At 67.7% G+C, this 19,339-nt stretch carries 22 protein-coding genes; all 22 read right to left on the bottom strand.

Annotated features, from left to right (window positions below; translation table 11 throughout):
* Nucleotides 1-39: 39 nt before the first annotated feature.
* Complete coding sequence (gene rplO, locus ABEA46_RS09555) at nt 40-618, bottom strand: 50S ribosomal protein L15 (protein WP_345544210.1); 579 nt, start codon at nt 616-618, stop codon at nt 40-42.
* Nucleotides 618-803 (bottom strand): 50S ribosomal protein L30, encoded by a 186-nt coding sequence (gene rpmD, locus ABEA46_RS09560; protein ID WP_018171461.1) that lies wholly within the window; start codon nt 801-803, stop codon nt 618-620. Before rpmD ends, rplO begins: the two co-directional genes overlap by 1 nt.
* Nucleotides 803-1,492, bottom strand: a complete 690-nt coding sequence (rpsE, locus tag ABEA46_RS09565; protein ID WP_345544211.1) for a 30S ribosomal protein S5 — start codon at nt 1,490-1,492, stop codon at nt 803-805. The genes rpmD and rpsE overlap by 1 nt, the downstream gene beginning before the upstream one ends.
* The gene (gene rplR, locus ABEA46_RS09570) at nt 1,489-1,848 is read right to left on the bottom strand and encodes a 50S ribosomal protein L18 (protein WP_345544212.1); all 360 of its coding nucleotides are present in this window, start codon (nt 1,846-1,848) and stop codon (nt 1,489-1,491) included. The genes rpsE and rplR overlap by 4 nt, the downstream gene beginning before the upstream one ends.
* Nucleotides 1,849-1,850: 2 nt before the next feature.
* Nucleotides 1,851-2,387, bottom strand: coding sequence for a 50S ribosomal protein L6 (rplF, locus tag ABEA46_RS09575; protein ID WP_345544214.1), 537 nt, complete (start codon nt 2,385-2,387; stop codon nt 1,851-1,853).
* 6 nt (nt 2,388-2,393) lie between these two features.
* Nucleotides 2,394-2,792 (bottom strand): 30S ribosomal protein S8, encoded by a 399-nt coding sequence (gene rpsH / locus ABEA46_RS09580; protein WP_345544215.1) that lies wholly within the window; start codon nt 2,790-2,792, stop codon nt 2,394-2,396.
* A 129-nt stretch (nt 2,793-2,921) separates the two neighbouring features.
* On the bottom strand, nt 2,922-3,512 hold the full coding sequence (gene rplE / locus ABEA46_RS09585; protein WP_345544217.1) for a 50S ribosomal protein L5: 591 nt from the start codon (nt 3,510-3,512) through the stop codon (nt 2,922-2,924).
* A 2-nt stretch (nt 3,513-3,514) separates the two neighbouring features.
* Nucleotides 3,515-3,874 carry a 50S ribosomal protein L24 gene (gene rplX, locus ABEA46_RS09590; protein WP_141892564.1) on the bottom strand — a complete coding sequence of 120 codons (360 nt, stop codon included), beginning with the start codon at nt 3,872-3,874 and terminating at the stop codon, nt 3,515-3,517.
* Nucleotides 3,875-3,878: 4 nt separating this feature from the next.
* A complete protein-coding gene (rplN, locus tag ABEA46_RS09595) occupies nt 3,879-4,247 on the bottom strand; it encodes a 50S ribosomal protein L14 (protein WP_191172194.1) in 369 nt (122 codons plus the stop codon).
* Nucleotides 4,244-4,558 (bottom strand): 30S ribosomal protein S17, encoded by a 315-nt coding sequence (rpsQ, locus tag ABEA46_RS09600; RefSeq protein ID WP_345544219.1) that lies wholly within the window; start codon nt 4,556-4,558, stop codon nt 4,244-4,246. Before rpsQ ends, rplN begins: the two co-directional genes overlap by 4 nt.
* Nucleotides 4,558-4,872 (bottom strand): 50S ribosomal protein L29, encoded by a 315-nt coding sequence (gene rpmC, locus ABEA46_RS09605; protein ID WP_045301493.1) that lies wholly within the window; start codon nt 4,870-4,872, stop codon nt 4,558-4,560. Before rpmC ends, rpsQ begins: the two co-directional genes overlap by 1 nt.
* Complete coding sequence (gene rplP, locus ABEA46_RS09610) at nt 4,872-5,291, bottom strand: 50S ribosomal protein L16 (RefSeq protein WP_018171451.1); 420 nt, start codon at nt 5,289-5,291, stop codon at nt 4,872-4,874. The genes rpmC and rplP overlap by 1 nt, the downstream gene beginning before the upstream one ends.
* Nucleotides 5,291-6,073, bottom strand: a complete 783-nt coding sequence (gene rpsC, locus ABEA46_RS09615; protein ID WP_141892562.1) for a 30S ribosomal protein S3 — start codon at nt 6,071-6,073, stop codon at nt 5,291-5,293. Before rpsC ends, rplP begins: the two co-directional genes overlap by 1 nt.
* The gene (gene rplV, locus ABEA46_RS09620; protein ID WP_018171449.1) at nt 6,073-6,471 is read right to left on the bottom strand and encodes a 50S ribosomal protein L22; all 399 of its coding nucleotides are present in this window, start codon (nt 6,469-6,471) and stop codon (nt 6,073-6,075) included. The genes rpsC and rplV overlap by 1 nt, the downstream gene beginning before the upstream one ends.
* Before the next feature lie 22 nt (nt 6,472-6,493).
* Entirely contained in the window at nt 6,494-6,775 is a 282-nt protein-coding gene (rpsS, locus tag ABEA46_RS09625; RefSeq protein WP_018171448.1) for a 30S ribosomal protein S19, read from the bottom strand.
* A 12-nt stretch (nt 6,776-6,787) separates the two neighbouring features.
* Nucleotides 6,788-7,627: a 50S ribosomal protein L2 gene (gene rplB / locus ABEA46_RS09630; protein ID WP_026305525.1), complete on the bottom strand. Its 840-nt coding sequence runs from the start codon at nt 7,625-7,627 to the stop codon at nt 6,788-6,790.
* 26 nt (nt 7,628-7,653) lie between these two features.
* On the bottom strand, nt 7,654-7,953 hold the full coding sequence (gene rplW / locus ABEA46_RS09635; protein ID WP_191172191.1) for a 50S ribosomal protein L23: 300 nt from the start codon (nt 7,951-7,953) through the stop codon (nt 7,654-7,656).
* Nucleotides 7,950-8,612 (bottom strand): 50S ribosomal protein L4, encoded by a 663-nt coding sequence (rplD, locus tag ABEA46_RS09640; RefSeq protein WP_345544221.1) that lies wholly within the window; start codon nt 8,610-8,612, stop codon nt 7,950-7,952. The genes rplW and rplD overlap by 4 nt, the downstream gene beginning before the upstream one ends.
* 4 nt (nt 8,613-8,616) lie before the next feature.
* Nucleotides 8,617-9,276, bottom strand: coding sequence for a 50S ribosomal protein L3 (gene rplC / locus ABEA46_RS09645; protein ID WP_141892559.1), 660 nt, complete (start codon nt 9,274-9,276; stop codon nt 8,617-8,619).
* An 8-nt stretch (nt 9,277-9,284) separates the two neighbouring features.
* On the bottom strand, nt 9,285-9,593 hold the full coding sequence (rpsJ, locus tag ABEA46_RS09650; protein WP_106816553.1) for a 30S ribosomal protein S10: 309 nt from the start codon (nt 9,591-9,593) through the stop codon (nt 9,285-9,287).
* Between the two features lie 499 nt (nt 9,594-10,092).
* The gene (locus ABEA46_RS09655) at nt 10,093-12,156 is read right to left on the bottom strand and encodes a hypothetical protein (RefSeq protein ID WP_345544222.1); all 2,064 of its coding nucleotides are present in this window, start codon (nt 12,154-12,156) and stop codon (nt 10,093-10,095) included.
* 431 nt (nt 12,157-12,587) lie between these two features.
* Nucleotides 12,588-19,319, bottom strand: a complete 6,732-nt coding sequence (locus ABEA46_RS09660) for an LPXTG cell wall anchor domain-containing protein (RefSeq protein WP_345544223.1) — start codon at nt 19,317-19,319, stop codon at nt 12,588-12,590.
* Nucleotides 19,320-19,339: the final 20 nt, after the last annotated feature.

The raw sequence follows: 19,339 nt of genomic DNA on the forward strand, positions 1-19,339 counted from the left end.
TGGGGGCCGGAGCAAGCTCCGACCCCCACTGTGCCTGTATTACTTGACGGTGCCGCCCGCGGCGACGATCTTCTGCTCGGCGGAACCCGAGACCTTGTCGACCGACACGTTGAGCTTCACCGAGATGTCGCCGGTGCCGAGCACCTTGACCTTCTCGTTCTTGCGCACTGCACCCTTGGCGACCAGGTCGCCGATGGTGACGTCGCCACCGGTCGGGTACAGCTCCGCGAGCTTGTCCAGGTTCACGACCTGGTACTCGACGCGGAACGGGTTCTTGAAGCCGCGGAGCTTCGGGGTGCGCATGTGCAGCGGCATCTGCCCACCCTCGAAGCCGACCTTGACCTGGTAGCGGGCCTTCGTGCCCTTGGTGCCACGGCCCGCGGTCTTGCCCTTCGAGCCCTCACCACGACCCACACGGGTCTTGGCCTGGTTCGCACCCGGGACCGGACGCAGGTGGTGCACCTTCAGCACGCCCGGGCGCGCGGCCGGGGCGTCCTTCTTGGGGGCAGCCGCCTTCGCGGGGGCCTTCTTCGCAGCAGCCGGCTTCTTGGCGGCGGCCTTCTTGGGAGCCTCGACGGTCTCGACCGTCTCAGCCTTCTTCTCAGCCTTCTCGGCCATCAGTCGATCTCCTCAACCTTCACGAGGTGCGCGACGGTCCGGACGTAACCGCGCGTCTGCGCGTCGTCGGGACGGACGACCGAGTCGCCGATCCGCTTCAGACCCAGCGAACGCAGCGTGTCACGCTGGTTCTGCTTCTCGCTCACCTTGGACTTGACCTGGGTAACCTTCAGGCGCGCAGCCATCAGACACCTGCCTTCGCAGCGGCCGCGGCCTCAGCCTCGGCACGGACGAGACGGGCGGGGGCGACCTGGTCGAAGTCGAGACCGCGACGCGCGGCGACCGCACGGGGCTCCTCGAGCTGCTTCAGGGCCTCCACCGTCGCGTGGACGATGTTGATCGTGTTCGACGAGCCGAGCGACTTCGACAGCACGTCGTGGATGCCGGCGCACTCGAGGACGGCACGCACCGGGCCACCGGCGATGACACCGGTACCGGCGGCGGCGGGGCGCAGCAGCACCACACCGGCAGCGGCCTCACCCTGCACCGGGTGCGGGATGGTCGAGCCGACGCGCGGCACGCGGAAGAAGTTGCGCTTGGCCTCTTCGACACCCTTCGAGATCGCCAGCGGCACCTCACGGGCCTTGCCGTAGCCGACGCCGACCACACCGTTCCCGTCGCCGACGACGACGAGCGCGGTGAAGCTGAAGCGACGACCACCCTTGACGACCTTCGACACGCGGTTGATGGTCACGACACGCTCGAGGAACTGGCTCTCGTTGCGGTCGCGGCCACCGCGGTCACCGCGGGTCTGGTTGCGCTCGCGACCACCGCGGCGCGGCTCGCGCTCGCGCTCGGCGGGCGCCGTGGTGCCCTCGGCCGGAGCCTCGGCAGCAGCCTGCTCGGTCACGTTGCTCTCCTTGTTCTCGCTCACAGGTTCAGACCTCCCTCGCGGGCGCCGTCGGCGATCGCCGCGACACGGCCTGCGTAGCGGTTGCCGCCACGGTCGAACACGACGTCCGAGACGCCGGCAGCCTTCGCGCGCTCGGCGAGCAGCTCGCCGACCTTGCGGGCCTTGGCGGTCTTGTCACCGTCGAACACGCGCAGGTCGGTCTCGAGCGTCGAGGCCGAGGCCAGCGTGTGGCCCTTGCTGTCGTCGACGACCTGCACGAAGACGTGGCGGGCCGAACGGGTGACGACGAGGCGCGGACGCAGCTCGGTGCCGACGACCTTCTTGCGAAGGCGGGCGTGACGACGCGAACGCGCCTGAGTCTTTGTCTTGACAGCCATGGTTACTTACCACTCTTTCCGGCCTTGCGACGAACGACCTCGCCGGCGTACCGCACACCCTTGCCCTTGTACGGCTCGGGCTTGCGGATCTTGCGGATGTTGGCCGCTGCCTCGCCGACAGCCTGCTTGTCGATGCCCGACACCGTGAGCTTGTTGTTGCCCTCGACGGTCAGCGTGATGCCGGCGGGCGCCTCGACGAGCACCGGGTGCGAGAAGCCGAGCGCGAACTCGACGGCCGTGCCCTTCTGCGCCACGCGGTAACCCGTGCCGACGACCTCAAGGCCCTTGGAGTAGCCCTGGGTGACACCGATGATGTTGTTGTTGATGAGCGTGCGGGTCAGGCCGTGCAGCGAGCGCGACTCGCGCTCGTCGTCGGGACGGGTCACGAGGACCTGCGCCTCCTCGACCTTGACCTCGATGGGACGGGCCACGGAGAGCACGAGCTCACCCTTGGGGCCCTTGACGGCGACATCCTGGCCCTCGACCGAAACGGTCACGCCGGCGGGGATGTCGATCGGAAGACGACCGATACGCGACATGTCAGATCACCACACGTAGGCGAGGACTTCCCCACCCACGCCCTTCGACTCGGCCTGGCGGTCCGTGAGGAGACCAGAGGAGGTGGACAGGATGGCGACGCCGAGCCCGCCGAGGACACGGGGGATCTCGGTCGACTTCGCGTACACGCGGAGGCCGGGCTTCGAGACGCGCTTGATGCCGGCGATCGACCGCTCGCGGTTCGGGCCGTACTTCAGCGTCAGGGTGAGGGTCTGGCCGACGCGCGCGTCGCTGACCTCCCACGACGAGATGTAGCCCTCCTGCTTGAGGATGTCGGCGATGTGGGTCTTGAGCTTGGAGCTCGGCAGCGACACGGTGTCGTGGTGCGCCGAGTTCGCGTTGCGCAGACGGGTCAGCATGTCTGCGACCGGGTCTGTCATTGTCATTTCTAGGTTCCTTCGTTCACGAGGTATCGGCTGGCGTTACACGCCAGACGACCTTCCATGATGGCCGTATTCAGTTGTGTGAGCGGATGCCTCGGCCGGAGCTCGCGCGCCGGCCGAGGCATCCACGGATCACGCCTGGGCGTCCTCGGACTTGAACGGGAAGCCGAGGAGGCGCAGCAGCGCACGGCCTTCGGCGTCCGTCGAAGCCGACGTCACCACAGTGATGTCGAAGCCGCGCACGCGGTCGATCTTGTCCTGGTTGATCTCGTGGAACACGGACTGCTCCTGGAGACCGAAGGTGTAGTTGCCGTGACCGTCGAACTGCTGGCCCGACAGACCGCGGAAGTCGCGGATGCGGGGCAGGGCGAGGTTCACCAGGCGGTCCAGGAACTCCCACGCGCGGTCACCGCGGAGGGTGACGTGCGCGCCGATGGGCTGGCCCTCGCGCAGCTTGAACTGCGCGATCGACTTGCGAGCCTTCGTGACGACCGGCTTCTGGCCGGTGATCTTGGTGAGGTCGTCGACCGCACCGTCGATCACCTTGCTGTCGCGAGCTGCCTCGCCGACACCGGTGTTCACGACGACCTTGACCAGGCCAGGGATCTGCATGACGTTCTCGTAGCCGAACTCGTCCTGCAGCGCCTTCTTGATCTCGGCGTTGTACTTCTGCTTCAGGCGGGGCTGGATCTTGCCAGCCTCCACGGCAGCGGTGGTGCTCATGTTCAGAGGTCCTTGCCTGACTTCTTCGCGTAGCGCACGCGGACGGTGCGCTTGACGCCGTCCTTCGTCTGCTCCTCGACACGGTGACCGACGCGGGTCGGCTTCTTGGTCGAGGGGTCGACGAGCGCGACGTTGGAGATGTGGATCGGGGCTTCCATCGTCTCGATGCCGCCCGTCTTGGTGCCGCGCTGCGACTGGCCGACGCGGTTGTGCTTGGTGACGTAGTTCACGCCCTCGACGATCACGCGGTTCTGCTCGGAAAGGACCTCGAGGACCTTGCCCTGCTTGCCGCGGTCGCCGCCGCGCTCGGGCTTGGCGCCCGAGATGACCTGAACCAGGTCGCCCTTCTTGATCTTGGCCATGGGGTCAGATCACCTCCGGTGCGAGCGAGACGATCTTCATGAACTTCTTGTCGCGAAGCTCACGACCGACCGGTCCGAAGATGCGGGTGCCGCGGGGCTCCCCGTCGTTCTTCAGGATGACGGCGGCGTTCTCGTCGAACTTGATGTACGAGCCGTCGGGACGACGGGTCTGCTTGACGGTGCGGACGACGACGGCCTTGACCACGTCGCCCTTCTTGACGTTTCCGCCCGGGATCGCGTCCTTGACCGTGGCGACGATGATGTCGCCCAGGCCGGCGTAGCGACGGTTGGAGCCGCCGAGCACACGGATCGTGAGCAGCTCCTTGGCGCCGGTGTTGTCGGCGACCTTGAGGCGGGACTCAGTCTGAATCACTTGGCCTTCTCCAGAATCTCCACCAGACGCCAGCGCTTGGTGGCGCTCAGCGGGCGGGTCTCGTTGATGAGGACGAGGTCGCCGATGCCGGCGGTGTTGCCCTCGTCGTGCGCCTTGACCTTGGAGGTGCGGCGGATGACCTTGCCGTACAGCGGGTGCTTCACGCGGTCCTCGACCTCGACGACGATGGTCTTGTCCATCTTGTCGCTGACGACGTAACCGCGGCGCGCCTTGCGGTAGCCACGGGCGTCGGCGTCGCGGACGTCGTGTGCGCCGTGCTCGACCTCAGTGGCCTGCTTCTTCTCAGCCATCACTCGGCCTCTTCCTTCGCAGCCTCGTCGGCGGCGTCCGCCTTCTTGGCCTTGGTCTTCTTCGCCTTCGTCGCGGTCTCCAGCGGCGCGGGCGTGGCACGGATGCCGAGCTCGCGCTCACGGATCACGGTGTAGAGCCGCGCGATGTCGCGCTTGACCGCACGGATGCGGCCGTGGCTCTCGAGCTGGCCGGTCGCCGACTGGAAGCGCAGGTTGAACAGCTCTTCCTTGGCCTTGCGCAGCTCCTCGACGAGGCGCTGGTCTTCGAACGTGTCGAGCTCGCTCGGGGCGAGCGTCTTGGTGCCGATCGCCATTACGCGTCGCCCTCCTCGCGCTTGATGATGCGTGCCTTGAGAGGCAGCTTGTGGATGGCACGGGTCAGGGCCTCACGAGCGAGTTCCTCGTTGACGCCGGCGACCTCGAAGAGGACGCGACCCGGCTTGACGTTTGCGACCCACCACTCGGGCGAACCCTTACCGGAACCCATGCGGGTCTCGGCAGGCTTCTTCGTGAGCGGACGGTCGGGGTAGATGTTGATCCACACCTTGCCGCCACGCTTGATGTGACGGGTCATCGCGATACGAGCGGACTCGATCTGACGGTTCGTCACGTAAGCGGGCGTCAGGGCCTGGATGCCGAACTCGCCGAAGGAGACCTTCGTGCCGCCGGTGGCCTGGCCGCTACGGCCGGGGTGGTGCTGCTTGCGGTACTTGACCTTGCGGGGGATGAGCATTACGCCGACGCTCCTTCTGCCACGGGGGCCTCGTTGCGGCGGTCTCCGCCACGCTCGCCGCGGTCGCCACGCGGGCCGCCACGACGGTCGTCACGACGACGGTCGGACTTGGGCGCGTTGGCCTGCTCGCGAGCGAGTTCCTTGTTGGTCAGGTCGCCCTTGTAGATCCAGACCTTCACGCCGATGCGGCCGAAGGTGGTCTTCGCCTCGTAGAAGCCGTAGTCGATGTTCGCGCGCAGCGTGTGCAGCGGCACACGACCCTCGCGGTAGAACTCCGAGCGGCTCATCTCGGCGCCGCCGAGGCGGCCGGAGACCTGGATGCGGACGCCCTTGGCGCCGGCGCGCTGAGCGCCCTGCAGGCCCTTGCGCATCGCGCGACGGAACGCCACGCGAGCGGTGAGCTGCTCGGCGATGCCCTGCGCGACGAGCTGAGCGTCGGCCTCGGGGTTCTTGACCTCGAGGATGTTCAGCTGGATCTGCTTGCCGGTGAGCTTCTCGAGGTCGGCACGGATGCGCTCGGCCTCGGCGCCGCGACGACCGATCACGATGCCCGGGCGGGCGGTGTGGATGTCGACGCGGACGCGGTCACGCGTGCGCTCGATCTCGATGTTGCTGACACCGGCGCGGTCGAGCTGCGTCTGCAGCAGCTTGCGGATCCGGATGTCCTCGGCGACGTAGTCGGCGTAGCGCTGTCCGGGCTTCGTCGAGTCCGAGAACCAACGCGACACGTGGTCGGTGGTGACGCCGAGACGGAAGCCGTACGGGTGAACCTTCTGTCCCATTACTTGCTCGCCTTCTTGCTCTTGCCGGCCTCCGCCGTCTCAGCGACCTCGGGGGTCGAGAGCACGACGGTGATGTGGCTGGTGCGCTTCTTGATCTGGAAAGCACGACCCTGCGCGCGGGGCTGGAAACGCTTGAGCGTCGTGCCCTCGTCGACGTACGCGTTCTTCACGTACAGGTCCTGCTCGTCCAGGTACTCGCCGTCCTTGTCGGCCTTCACGCGAGCGTTCGCGATCGCCGAGGCGACGAGCTTGTAGATCGGCTCGCTCGCACCCTGCGGTGCGAACTTGAGGATGGCCAGGGCCTCCTCAGCCTGCTTGCCCTTGATGAGCGCGACGACACGACGAGCCTTCTGAGGGGTCACGCGGATGTGTCGCACGCGTGCGATGGACTCCACCATTTCTCTCTCCTCTGCCCCCGCGTCAGCGGCGGCGGCCCTTCTTGTCGTCCTTCACGTGGCCGCGGAAGGTGCGGGTGGGCGCGAATTCGCCCAGCTTGTGGCCGACCATGGTCTCGGTCACGAACACGGGGATGTGCTTGCGACCGTCGTGCACGGCGATGGTGTGACCCAGCATGGCCGGGATGATCATCGAACGGCGCGACCAGGTCTTGATGACGTTCTTGGTGCCGGCTTCGTTCTGGACGACGACCTTGCGAAGCAGGTGCTCGTCGACGAAGGGGCCCTTCTTAAGGCTGCGAGGCATCTTCCTCTACTCCTACTTGCGCTTCTTGCCGGCGTTGCGACGACGGACGATGTACTTGTCGCTTTCCTTGTTCGCGTGGCGGGTGCGGCCTTCGGCCTGGCCCCACGGCGAAACGGGGTGACGACCACCGGACGTCTTGCCCTCACCACCACCGTGCGGGTGGTCGACCGGGTTCATCGCGACACCGCGGACGGTCGGGCGGATGCCCTTCCAGCGGTTGCGGCCGGCCTTGCCCCAGTTGATGTTCGACTGCTCGGCGTTGCCGACCTCGCCGACGGTCGCGCGGCAGCGCGCGTCGACGTTGCGGATCTCGCCCGAGGGGAGACGCAGCTGGGCGTAGGGGCCGTCCTTGGCGACGAGACGCACCGACGCACCGGCCGAACGCGCCAGCTTCGCGCCGCCGCCGGGGCGGAGCTCGATGGCGTGGATCACGGTACCGGTCGGGATGTTCTTCAGCGGCAGGTTGTTGCCCGGCTTGATGTCGGCCGAGGGACCCGACTCGACGATGTCGCCCTGCTGGAGCTTGTTCGGGGCGATGATGTAGCGCTTCTCGCCGTCGAAGTAGTGCAGCAGCGCGATGCGCGCGGTGCGGTTGGGGTCGTACTCGATGTGCGCGACCTTGGCGTTGACGCCGTCCTTGTCGTTGCGACGGAAGTCGATGACACGGTACTGGCGCTTGTGGCCACCGCCGATGTGGCGGGTGGTGATGCGACCCTGGTTGTTACGACCGCCGGTCTTGCTGAGCGGGCGGAGGAGCGACTTCTCGGGCGTCGATCGGGTGATCTCGGCGAAGTCGGCCACCGACGAGCCGCGGCGACCCGGGGTCGTGGGCTTGTACTTGCGAATAGCCATAGTTCTCTAGTCCTCTGTCCCGACCGTCAGCCGACTGCCGTGAAGATGTCGATGGTGCCCGACTTCAGGGTCACGATGGCGCGCTTGGTGTCCTTGCGCTTGCCGGTGCCGAAGCGGGTGCGACGAGCCTTGCCCGTGCGGTTGAGCGTGTTGACCGCTGCGACCTTGACGCCGAAGATCTTCTCGATGGCGAGCTTGATCTCGGTCTTCGTGGCGCGGGGGTCGACGAGGAAGGTGTACTTGCCCTCGTCGATGAGCCCGTAGCTCTTCTCCGAAACGACCGGCTTCAGGATGATGTCGCGCGGGTCCTTGTTGACGGCGGTCATGCCGAGGCCTCCTCGGTGGCGGCGGTCTTCGACGAGACGAACGCGTCGTAGGCGGCCTTGGTGAAGACGATGTCGTCCGAGACGAGCACGTCGTAGGCGTTGAGCTGGTCAGCCGGCAGCACGTGCGCGAACGGGACGTTGCGGATGCTCAGGACGCTGATGTCGTCCGAGCGGTCCACGACCACGAGCACGTTCTTGACGGCGCCGAGACCGGTCAGGACCGCGACGGCGGCCTTGGTCGACGGAGCGCCCTCGATGCCGAAGGACTCGACGACGTGCAGACGCGAACCCCGAGCACGGTCGCTGAGCGCGCCCAGGAGGGCGGCCGCGATCATCTTCTTGGGGGTGCGCTGCGAGTAGTCGCGCGGCTTCGGACCGTGGACGATGCCACCGCCGGTCATGTGCGGCGCGCGGATCGAGCCCTGGCGGGCGTTACCCGTGCCCTTCTGCTTGAAGGGCTTGCGGCCGGCGCCCGAGACCTCACCGCGACGCTTGGTCGAGTGGGTGCCCTGGCGAGCCGCCGCGAGCTGCGCGACGACGACCTGGTGGATGAGCGGGATGTTCGTCTTGACGTCGAACAGAGCGGCGGGCAGCTCAACCGAGCCGGCCTTCTTGCCGTCTGCCTTCACGACGTCGAGCGCGAGAGTCGAGTCAGCCATGTGATCAGGCACCCTTCACTGCGTTGCGGACGTAGACGATGCGGCCACGAGCACCGGGGACAGCGCCCTTGACGAGCAGCAGACCCTTCTCGGCGTCGATGCCGTGCACCTTGAGGTTGAGGACGGTCACGCGCTCGCCACCCATACGGCCGGCCATGCGCATGCCCTTGAAGACGCGGCTCGGGGTCGACGACGCGCCGATCGAACCGGGCTTGCGGTGGTTGCGGTGCGCACCGTGCGAAGCGGAGACGCCCTTGAAGTTGTGACGCTTCATGACACCCGCGGTGCCCTTGCCCTTGCTGGTGCCGACGACGTCGACCAGCTGGCCGGCCTCGAACGTGCCGTCCACCGTGAGCTCCTGACCGAGTGAGTAGTCAGCGGCGTCCGCGGTGCGGATCTCGGTGAGGTGACGGCGCGGGGTGACACCCGCGGCCTCGAAGTGGGCCGTCTGGGGCTTGTTCACCTTGCGGGGGTCGATCTGGCCGTACGCGATCTGGACGGCCTTGTAGCCGTCCTTCTCCGGCGTGCGGACCTGGGTCACGACGTTCGGAGCGATCTCGATGACGGTGACGGGAACGAGCTTGCCGTTCTCGTCCCAGACCTGGGTCATGCCGAGCTTGGTGCCCAGCAGGCCCTTGGAAACCTTGTTGTTGATGTCAGCCATGTCGAACCTCAGAGCTTGATCTCGATGTTGACATCGGCCGGAAGGTCGAGGCGCATGAGCGAGTCGACCGCCTTGGGCGTCGGGTCGACGATGTCGATCAGGCGCTTGTGGGTGCGCATCTCGAAGTGCTCGCGGCTGTCCTTGTACTTGTGAGGCGAACGGATCACAGCGATCACGTTCTTCTCGGTCGGAAGGGGCACCGGGCCCACAACCGTCGCGCCCGCACGGGTCACGGTATCGACGATCTTGCGCGCCGACGAGTCGATGACCTCGTGGTCGTACGACTTCAGGCGAATGCGGATCTTCTGTCCCGCCATTGTCTGCTCACTCTCTTTCTCGCGTCATACCCCAGTGGCATTGGACGCACGTGGGCTTCACGCCCTGGCACTTACTCCTCGCGGCCGCTCGTTCCCGAGCTCGTCGAGGGATGCTGCACCGCTGTTCTGCTGTCAATCCGGATGCCGCGCCGAAACGCCGCTCCCGGCATCCGTTCTCCGCCCGCGCGGAGCATGGCTCCGCTGAGGTGGATTCTGGATGTGGTGGTTCTGCTGCCCGCGGCCTAGGACCCTGCGCGTTGCGCCGCCTATGCACTGCCCTGGCAGTGATCCAGCGCACGCCAACAGGGGCGCCGGAATGTGGAACCTCACTAGTCTACGTGCGGCCCGGGCGTGTCGCAAACTCGGGCGTGTCGCGTCGCGGGTATGCTCGGCCGTTTCTCAGGCGGCATCCACTCCCCCGACGAATGGATGCCGCACGCACGGCAGAAGGGGCGATCGCGCTGCGCGCGACCGCCCCTTCTCACTGACTGCTAGCGGATCACTCCGTGCCGGCGCGACGGCGACGGTAGGCCGCGATCGCGACGACCGCGACACCGACTGCAAGAGCGGCGCCGCCGGCGGCGACCACGATCGGGCTCACGCCGCCACCGGTCACTGCCAGGTCGCCGTCCGAGCCCTCCGCAGCGGGCACGGGCGTGGCGGACGGGGTGGCCGACGGGGTGTCGGTCGAGTCGTCCGTCGTGGTCTCGGTCGGCGTGCCCGGCTCGACCGGAGCCGTGGGCTCCTCGGGCTCACCCGGGACCGTCGGCTCCTCGGGCTCCTCGCCGGAACCGACCGGCGGGTTGGCGCACTCGGCGCTCGCCTGCGGGTAGACGACCACCGTCGAGTAAGTCGGGTTCACGTCGAAGCGCACCGTGGTCTCGTCGCGAGTCCACGCGAAGTTGCCGTCGGTCTGCACGTACTGGCCGTCGACGAGGTCCCAGCCGGGCCACATCTTCGGTTCGCCGTCGGAGGCGCCGGGCCACAGGATCTTGCCGCTCAGCGGCTTGCCGGTGACGACGTAGTCCGCACCGTCCGGGTTCACGAAGGTGATCGTGACGGGGTTCTTGCCGTCGGCGACAAAGCCCTCAGGCAGCATGACCTCATAAGAGAGGTACGGCACGTCGCCCACGCAGACCGAATCGATGTCGCCGGGCACGAGCGGGCAGGTGCCGATCTCAGCCTGCGCCAGGTCGCGGGTGCGCGTCTCGGTCGTGCTGTCGGTGGCGACGCCGTCGACGAGGGTGGTGACGACACGCGTCTGCGCGACGGTGGTGTCGCCGCACGCCCAGGTGCCGTCCTCCCATGCGCCGTACGTCACTTCGGTGTCGGGCGGGCAGGTGGCCTGCTCGGCGTCGGTGAGCGGACGCGTGGAGGTCGTGTCGACCGACGTCGGTGTGCCGTAGACCCAGGCGTGGGCGTCGAAGTCCCACTCGGGCAGCGACGTCGTGGTCGTGGTGACGACGGTGGCCGTCGGGCTCTCGCAGACGAACGTCGTCTTGACGGTCACGGTCTGCTTCGGCTCGGGCTTGGCCGGGCGGCAGTCCTCGTCATCTGCCGAGCGCTGCGCGAGCGACGGGATCGGCCAGTCGACCTCGGCGTCTTCGGCGAAGACACTGCCGTCCTTCGGCGTGGCGTGCCAGATCGTGCTGCCGTCCTCGCCGTCGATCGGCGTCCAGTCAGCGTTCTGGCTCAGTGTGTAGGAGCCTTCGGCCAGGCACGTGCCGGGCGCGTACGTCACGGAGGGCGTGACGACAACAGGCTGTTCGTCCTCACCACACGTCAGGTTCGGGTACGTGTCGGTCTGGTTCGTCTGCACGAACGAGATCGTGTACTTGCCTGCGGGGATCAGTTCGGAGTACGCCCACGCGATCTTGCCGGACTTCACATCGGATTCCGTAAGCGGCTTCGTGGTGCCGTCCGAGAAGCGGATCCCGAGGGTCTTCCACCCGCCCGCGACATTGAGGTCGACGTAGGCGTTGACCTGCTTCTTGGCGGCCTCGTCATACGTGATGTTGATGTGGTCGCCGTTGGTCAGCGCACGGCCGTAGTCCGCGGTGATCGCGACGCAGTCGAGATCCTGCGCGGGCGTCGGGTTCTGCGGCTGCTCAGGTGTGGTGCCCTTGCAGACGATCCAGTGGGACACGTTCGCCTGGTTGCCGCCGTTGTTGACGGGGGACGCGTAAGCGACGCCGGCCTTCGGGTTCTCGATCACGTTGTTGCTGGTGCCGGCGTTGATGACGAGCACCACCCAACCGTTTCCCCACCAGTTCTGATCGAACTGCTTGAGAGTCACCGTCTTGCGGTCGGCCGACACCGAGCCGTGCTCGTTCGAGCCGGTGCCGTCGTGCTTGAAGCACTGCACGTCGAACTCGGCGTAGCGGTCCTCCCAGTACGGGGTGTTGTTCCCCTTCGGCGTCTGCGCTTCGATCGTGCCGACCTCGCCCTTGAGCGTCGTCGCGGATGCGCCGGCGGTCACCATCGGTGCGACGACGAGAGCCGCCGCGATCAGGGCGCCCGCGAGCGCAGTGAATGTGAACTTCTTCTTGCGTGCTTCAGGCACGACAATCCTCCCCATAGCGACGCTGCAGCGCCGTTCCCAGCGGCGTGCGGGGGCACGCCGTACTCGCGGCGCGCCGGAGCGCGCCGTACATCCCAGCGACGTGCGGGGGCACGTCGTTCGGTCCGCCCCGTCCCACAGAGCGAGCCTGTTCCGTCAGCCTGTTTCGGGTAGGCCGACGGGGACGATCAAACCGTCCTCCGAGCAGGCTATCGTGCCGGGCCTGCCCGCGCGAATCGTTGTGGACGACCGGATGCCGGGCGCCCGGCATCCGCTTCGTTCCCGTGTTCGACCGCGCGGGATCTCGGCCACGGCCGGCATGACCGAGCCCCTCGCCGTCGGGGTGGCAGAGGGGCTCGGGCCTCCGTCGGTGCACCGATGACGGAGGTGGGTGGGAGGGGGCGGGCCTTGGGGCAGCCCGCCCTCTCTCACGCTCACAGAGTGGGCTTGGACTCTCCGCGGCGGCGGCGGGCCACGACGAACAGCGTCGTTCCGGCGAGCAGAGCCAGCAGGCCCAGCAGCGCCAGCAGCGGCGACGGTTCGCCACCCGTGGCCGGCAGCGCCGACAGCAGGACGATCGCGTCGTCCGCGTCGCGCCCGGCGTCACTCGGGTTGCCGAAGGTGTAGTAGTCCACGACACCGATGTTGGTGATCGAGCTGCTCGTCGACTTCGGGTTCACCGTCGCCGACAGCGTGATCGTCGGTGCCACCGACACGCCTTCCGAGCCCTGCGGCTGCAGCGGCCCGTTCAGCATGCAGGTGAGCGTCCCGCCGTAGCCCGAGCCGTCCTGGCCGGCCACCGCGCAGGACGACCAGCTCGGGAACGCGTCGGCGTCGCCCTTGCCCGGCCAGCTCACGTCGGTGATCTTCAGGTCGGCCGGGATCGCGTCGGTGACGACCACCCCGTCGGCCGCCGAGTCGTCGCTCACGTTCGCGACATCCAGCGTGTAGGTGAACGAGGCGCCCGGGTCGGTCTTCTCGACGCTCGCCGTCTTCTCGATCTGCACGTCGGAGTGACGCGCCACCGCGCAGTCCGGCGTGGCCGCCGGGTACTCGGTCGAGAACACCAGCTCCGGGTTGACCGAGAACGTCACGGTGGAGCCGAGGCGCCACGCGTAGTCCAGCTCGCTGTCATCGAGGATCAGGCCGTTGAAGATGAAGTTCGCCTGGTCCGCCGCCGGGATGATGTCGGTCGTGCCCGGGTAGTAGTACTGCGTCGGGCTCGAACCGGGCACGATGTCGCCCAGCTCGATCGGACGCCAGCCCGGGTAGTCGATGCTCACGCCCGAGGGGGTGAACGCCGCCCCCGGCCACGCGATCTCGTCGCTCCACGTCGCCGTTCCGCCCGCGTGGGTGATCGCCACGTTCGCCGGGTCGGTGGTCGCCGTGCCGGTGTCGGGCGTCCACAGGAAGTGGATGTCCTCACCGACCAGCGACTGCGACTTGCTGATCGTCCAGCCCAGGAACGGGGCATCCGCCACGCACTTGGTCCATACGATCGCGGTGATCTCGCGCACCGGGATCTCGACGGTCGAGCAGTTGTTCTCCTCGACCTGGTCGCGCTCGGCTGCCACACACGCGGTGTTGCTCAGCTCCTCCAGCGGCGTCGCCGGCTGATCCGTCTCGCTGCCCGGCTGGACCGGAGGAACCGGCGTCGCCGTGAACGTCACGTGCACGACGATCTCTGCCGACTCCCCCACACCCAGGGCGGGCACGCCCACGCTGAGCTGGTTGTCGCCGTCGACGTACGCCGGGTCGTTGTCGTTCGTCCAGCCCGCGGGCAGCGTCAGTCCGGTGACCTCCAGCCGCTCGGGGATCAGGTCGGTGACGACCACGTTCTCGGCGTCACGCGTCCCGTTGTTGGTGACGGTCAGCGTGTAGTCGAACGAGTCGCCCGGCTCGACCGACCCCTGCTCCGGGAGCCCCGAAGCGGTCTTGACGATCGAGACGTCGTCGTAGTCGACCTCGTCGCACGCGCTCGCATCCTGCGACTGCTCGCCGAAGACGAGCGACACGGTGTTCCAGATCGGAACGCCCTGATCGTCACCTTCGGTGCAGGGGTCGAGCTCCGCGGTCGGAACGCCGGTGACCTTGAGGTCCGCCCAGATCCGGTACGTGTGGGTGAGGATGCCGTCGATCCGATCCTGCGCGGTGAACGCGCCGATCCCCTTCAGCAGCCACGTGCCCGTGCCGTCCCAGGTCTCCTCGGTCGGCGCCGGGGTGTCGGCCCCGACCGACTCGGCGTGCCAGTCGCCGTCCAGCTCGACATGGTCGGGCAGGGCGTCAGGCTTCTCGACGAGCGTGTAGAGCACGTTCGTCACGGGGCCTTCGGCCGGCGCCGCCGGAGCGGTCACCGTCACCAGGTACGACACCCGCTGCAGGCCGGTCTCGGGGTCCTCGGTGGTCCCCTCAGCGATCTTCGTCACCGTCGGGTACACCGGCGGCGTGCAGGCCTCGACCGTCACGGGAGCCAGGTCCTCGGTGAACGACAGCGTCGCGTCGTTGAGGAACCCGAGCCCGCGCTGCTGTCCCACCTGCGTGCAGCCGACCACGTGCTGCTGGAGGTCCGTCGGATCCAGCGTCGCGTGCACGGTCACCGTGTAGGTGTGGGTGGCCCCGGCGAGGATCGTCTTGCCCGTCGCGATCTGCGAGGACCAGACATCGCCGACGTGGTCGAACGCCTTGTCGGTGACTCCCTGCCCTGTCCACGAGGCGTCCTCGACGTCGATGACACCGTAGTCGAGCGTGTCGGACAGGTTGTACTTCGACGCCAGGTGCTGCGGGTTCACGGCCTCATCGTCGGTCAGCGAGACCTTGAGCTGGTACGTGATCTCCCACTGCTTGGTGTCGGGGTCGCGCGAGATGTCACTGACCGTCTTGGTGACGGTCGGGTACACCTTCTCGGCGACCGGGCCACACGCGTCGTCGTCCTGCACGACGTCGTCGACCGTCAGGATGCCGGTGTTGTAGAACCCGGTTCCGGGGCCTTCGCACACGCGGTCGCCGGCCGGGATCTGCGCCGGGATGCGGACGTGCCACGTGACGCGGTAGACGTGCGTGGTGTCGCTCTCGCCGCCGATCGCGACTCCGGTGACGAACGGCGTGCCGTCCGACGCGATGTCCTCGATCATCGGACCGGCAGGTGCCGGCTGGATGCGCTGCGCATCGCCCGACAGCACCTGCACGCCCGGAGCGAAGTCCGGCTCGTCGCCCAGATCGTAGGTGCGCTCGCCGTTCGCGAGCGTGACCGTGATCAGGTACGAGACGTCCCACAGGTCGGGGTCGGTCTGGCTCTGCACCGAGGACTCGATCTCCTTGGCGATGGTCGGGGCGCACACCTCGACGTCCTCGCTGTCGGACTTCGACGCCTCGTCGGACGGGTCCACCGTCGCGGTGTTCGGGTACGTCGTGCAGACGCCGGCCGGAGTGGTCAGCGTGCGCGTGTACTCGAACTTCTGCTCGCCGTCCACCGCGTTCAGCGACTTGTCGCCGCCGAACTCCGCGGCCGTGTCGGACACGGTGGCGGTGGCATCCGTCGTCGCCGGGCTCACCTGCGAGAAGTCCACCGTCGCGCTCGCCGAAGCGGCGCCCGAGGTGTTCGGCAGGGTCTCGGTCGGCCACGTGATGTCGACCGCGTTGGTGACCGACGACGTCGCCGTGGCGTCGTCCAGGTCGCACGAGTACGGGAACTCACGCGTGCTCTTCGCGGGGATCGTCAGGTTGTCGGTCCCGGTGACGACGCAGCCGGCGAGCTTGTCGACGAGCGTGATCGTGACCGGCACGTTGTTCGCGTTCGTCACCGAGATGGTGCCGTCGACGACGAAGCCCGAGTCCTGCGCGGCGGTCGGCGTGACCGTCACGGTGTAGGTGAAGTCCGCCGATGCGCCCGGTGTCACCGTGGTGGCGTTCGAGTTGACGTCCTTGACGATGCTCCAGTCGTAGTCGCGGTCGAACGAGCCGGTCGCCGTCTTGGTGATCGTCAGGTCCTTGTAACCGCAGAGCTGGACGGTCTCGTCCGCGGACTGGCCCGTCTGCTTGATCCACGCCGTGTTGGTGAACTCGACGCACTCGCCGAGCGTGCCCTGCAGCTCGAGCGAGTACTGGTACGACTGGGTCGCACCCTGAGCGGACCACGTGTGGGTGCCGAGCTCGACACCGTCCGAATCCGGGTTCGTCTTGTCATCGAGGACGGTGATCGTCTTCGCGTTCAGGTCGGTGATGACGGCGTCGGCGAAGTCGAAGTCCTTCGTCCCGGTGGCCGCACCGCTCGTGCCCCGCAGCGCGGACTTGTCCCACGTCGCCTTCGCGGTGTTGGTGCCCGTGGTGTCGGCGGTGGCCGATAGCGCGCAGGTGTAGTCGACGACCAGCTGGCCGTTCGCCGGCACGGTCGCGCTGGCGTCGCCGTAGTCGATCACGCACTCGGTCGCGCCGATCTTGTCGGTGAGCGAGACCAGCGGCACCATGACGTTGTTCGGGTTCGTCACCGTGATCTGGCCCGAGACCTTGAAGTTCGAGTCGGCTGCCGCACCGTCGGTGACGGTGACCGTGTAGTTCGCGGTCGCCTTGCCGGTGACCGGGTCGACGACGAGCTTCGTCTCGGCCGCGGACTTGTCGATGGCGAACGAGTAGCGCCGATCGAACGTCGGGTTCGCCGTCTTGGTGACCACCAGATCCTGGTAGTCGCAGACGGTCACCGTCACGTCGTCGGTGTCACCGGTCTCGGTGATCTTCGCGATGTTCTTGTAGTCGACGCACGCGCCGGGAGTGCCGTCGAACGTCAGCGAGTAGTGGAACTCCTTCGGTCCGTCGGCCCAGCTGGCCGTGCCGAGCTCGACCGGGTTGGCCGGGTCGGTCTTGTCGTCGACCACGTGCACCGTCGCGTTGACGGGCGTGATGTTCCAGTCCGCCGTCGAGATCTGGACGGTCTTGGATGCCGTCGAGCTCGGGCTGTACGCCGCGTCGTCGTCCCAGTTCACGGTCGCCGTGTTCATGCCGGTCGTGAACAGCCCGTTCTGCGGGAACGTGCAGCTGTAGTCGAAGGTCTTCGACGAGTTGGCCGGGATGCTGGCGTCCGTGCCGCCGGTCACCGCGCAGGTGACGCCCGCGAAGGACGGCGAGTCGGTCACCGAGGTGGCGACGACGGCCCAATCGTTCGGGTTCGCCACGGTGATCTGCCCGCTCATCGCCCACTGGGAGTCGGTGGCGGCTCCCGGAGTGGCGATGACCGTGTAGTCGAACGTCGCCTTGCCGGTGGCGGGGTCGACGGTCTTGACCGTCGCGTCCACCTTCTTCTCCAGGCTCCAGTCGTACGTCCGAGTGAGGCTCAGCACGACGTTCTTGGTCACCGTCAGGTCAGCGCCGGTGCACACCTGGACCGACACGCTCGAGTCCTGCTTGCCCTGGTCGCTCGTGGCGGCGATGGACGCGGTGTTGCCGTAGTTCTTGCAGACGTCCGGACCGAGCTCGGAACCGAGGTGGCGCGAGTAGTGGAACACCGTCGGACCGGTCAGGTCGCTGACCGTCTTCGAGCCGCCGAACTCGGCGGCGGTGTCCGACACCGTCACCGACGCGTCGGTGGTCGAGGACGGCTGCACACCGGCGAAGGAGAAGGCCTTTGTCGCCTGGGTCGATCCGGCCGGAATCGCCGTGTCACCCCAGGTCACTGTCGCAGTGTTGGTGCCGGCGTTGCCGTTGGGCAGCCCGGCGCACGTGTAGGCGATGTTCGCCGTGCCACCGTTCTTGGGGACGATCGGGGTCTGGGACCCGTTGATGACACACGTCGCACCGGGGATCGAGTCGACCACGCCCGTGATCGGCACATCGATCGGGTTCGGGTTCGTGACAGTGATCACGCCGGTGACCGTGTACCCGGAGTCCTGCGGGGCCGACGGCGTCACGGTGACGGTGTAGTTGAAGTCCGCGCCCGCGTTCGGCTTCGCCTTCGCGCTGTCGTGGTCGACCGTCTTCACGATCGTCCAGTCGTAGTCACGGACGAACGACGGCGTGGCCGTCTTGGTCGCGGTCAGCGGGACACACGTCGACGGCGGGGCGACCTCGAGGGGTCCGACCCAGCCCTTCGGGTTGGAGCCGGGGCCCGTCGACTCGCCGGTGAAGCTGCGCAGGTAGGCCGTCGCCGCGGAGGGAGCGGGGCAGCCCGGCTGCACCACGCCGCCGGTGAGGTCGGTGACGTTGAGGCCGATCTCGAAGAAGGCGCCGGCCGGGATCGAAGCGCCCGACGGGCTGGTCAGCGGCACATCGCTCGCCGCGGCGAAGAAGGCCCCGGCGACAGGAGCGTGACAGTTCGGGGATGCACCCGAGCTGGGGTAGTCCGCCTGCGAGGTGTACGTACAGGTCAGCTCCAGCACGGGGAGGCCGTTGCCCTGCATCGTGAAGTAGAAGACATACCCGCCTGCGTCACGGTTGGGTTGCGGTACGCCGTTGCCCATGCGGGTGCCGAGGTTCGTGACCTCGATGGCGAAACCGCCGGTGCCCGAGTTGCTCGGGCGCTCCCACGCCATGTTGAGCAGGTAGTCGCCGTTGACCGTCTCCGCGTACGAGTAGACGCGGTCGAACTGGATCTTGGGCGGCGTTCCGCCGCCGACGGTCCACGTCGGCGTCGGGTCGTCGTCCTTGCGGCCCGTGTTGTAGGTGCCGCCCTGAGTCGTCGTCACGTAGTTGACGTTCGACCAGTCCTTGTTGCTGCCGCAGTCGCCGGCAGCGTAATTGCCGTCGATCTCGAAGCCGCCGTTGAGCTGACCGCACGTGAGCGACATCGGCGTGACGCCGGCGTCCGGCGCTGCCGCAAGCGGTGCGACGGTCTTGGCCGTGTCGGTCTTCTTCGTCGTCTTGGTGTCGGACGCCGTCTCCGAGGGGGTGGGCGCGGGATCCGGAGCGGCCTCTGTGGGCGCCGGATCGACAGCCGTCTCGGACGGCGCAGGGTCGGCGGCATCCGTCGACGACGCATCCTTCGACGTGTCCGCCGTCGAGGTGTCGGTCGACGTGTCGGCGGCCTGCGTCGTCGCGGCCGGATCCGGCTGCGCCTCCTCCGCCACCGCCGGGGAGAGCCCCGAGAACACGAGGGCCGTCGACACGACAGCCGCGACCCCTCCGACATACCAGCGCTGCTGGAGCGCGATCCGGCGCTCCTCGGTCCGCTGCTGACGCATGCGGCGGCGCGTGTCTGCTT

Origin of the sequence: Microbacterium jejuense (assembly GCF_039544225.1) — a bacterium.
Taxonomy (GTDB): Bacteria; Actinomycetota; Actinomycetes; order Actinomycetales; family Microbacteriaceae; genus Microbacterium; species Microbacterium jejuense.

Bases quoted from the DNA above. Each gene is read 5' to 3' on its own strand.
- rplO (WP_345544210.1), bottom strand. From the start codon at position 618: ATGGCCGAGAAGGCTGAGAAGAAGGCTGAGACGGTCGAGACCGTCGAG.
- rpmD (WP_018171461.1), bottom strand. From the start codon at position 803: ATGGCTGCGCGCCTGAAGGTTACCCAGGTCAAGTCCAAGGTGAGCGAG.
- rplR (WP_345544212.1), bottom strand. From the start codon at position 1,848: ATGGCTGTCAAGACAAAGACTCAGGCGCGTTCGCGTCGTCACGCCCGC.
- rplF (WP_345544214.1), bottom strand. From the start codon at position 2,387: ATGTCGCGTATCGGTCGTCTTCCGATCGACATCCCCGCCGGCGTGACC.
- rpsH (WP_345544215.1), bottom strand. From the start codon at position 2,792: ATGACAATGACAGACCCGGTCGCAGACATGCTGACCCGTCTGCGCAAC.
- rplE (WP_345544217.1), bottom strand. From the start codon at position 3,512: ATGAGCACCACCGCTGCCGTGGAGGCTGGCAAGATCCAGCCCCGCCTG.
- rplX (WP_141892564.1), bottom strand. From the start codon at position 3,874: ATGGCCAAGATCAAGAAGGGCGACCTGGTTCAGGTCATCTCGGGCGCC.
- rpsQ (WP_345544219.1), bottom strand. From the start codon at position 4,558: ATGGCTGAGAAGAAGCAGGCCACTGAGGTCGAGCACGGCGCACACGAC.
- rpmC (WP_045301493.1), bottom strand. From the start codon at position 4,872: ATGGCGATCGGCACCAAGACGCTCGCCCCGAGCGAGCTCGACACGTTC.
- rplP (WP_018171451.1), bottom strand. From the start codon at position 5,291: ATGCTCATCCCCCGCAAGGTCAAGTACCGCAAGCAGCACCACCCCGGC.
- rpsC (WP_141892562.1), bottom strand. From the start codon at position 6,073: ATGGGACAGAAGGTTCACCCGTACGGCTTCCGTCTCGGCGTCACCACC.
- rplV (WP_018171449.1), bottom strand. From the start codon at position 6,471: ATGGTGGAGTCCATCGCACGCGTGCGACACATCCGCGTGACCCCTCAG.
- rpsS (WP_018171448.1), bottom strand. From the start codon at position 6,775: ATGCCTCGCAGCCTTAAGAAGGGCCCCTTCGTCGACGAGCACCTGCTT.
- rplB (WP_026305525.1), bottom strand. From the start codon at position 7,627: ATGGCTATTCGCAAGTACAAGCCCACGACCCCGGGTCGCCGCGGCTCG.
- rplW (WP_191172191.1), bottom strand. From the start codon at position 7,953: ATGACCGCCGTCAACAAGGACCCGCGCGACATCATCCTGAAGCCGGTC.
- rplD (WP_345544221.1), bottom strand. From the start codon at position 8,612: ATGGCTGACTCGACTCTCGCGCTCGACGTCGTGAAGGCAGACGGCAAG.
- rplC (WP_141892559.1), bottom strand. From the start codon at position 9,276: ATGGCTGACATCAACAACAAGGTTTCCAAGGGCCTGCTGGGCACCAAG.
- rpsJ (WP_106816553.1), bottom strand. From the start codon at position 9,593: ATGGCGGGACAGAAGATCCGCATTCGCCTGAAGTCGTACGACCACGAG.
- ABEA46_RS09660 (WP_345544223.1), bottom strand. From the start codon at position 19,319: ATGCGTCAGCAGCGGACCGAGGAGCGCCGGATCGCGCTCCAGCAGCGC.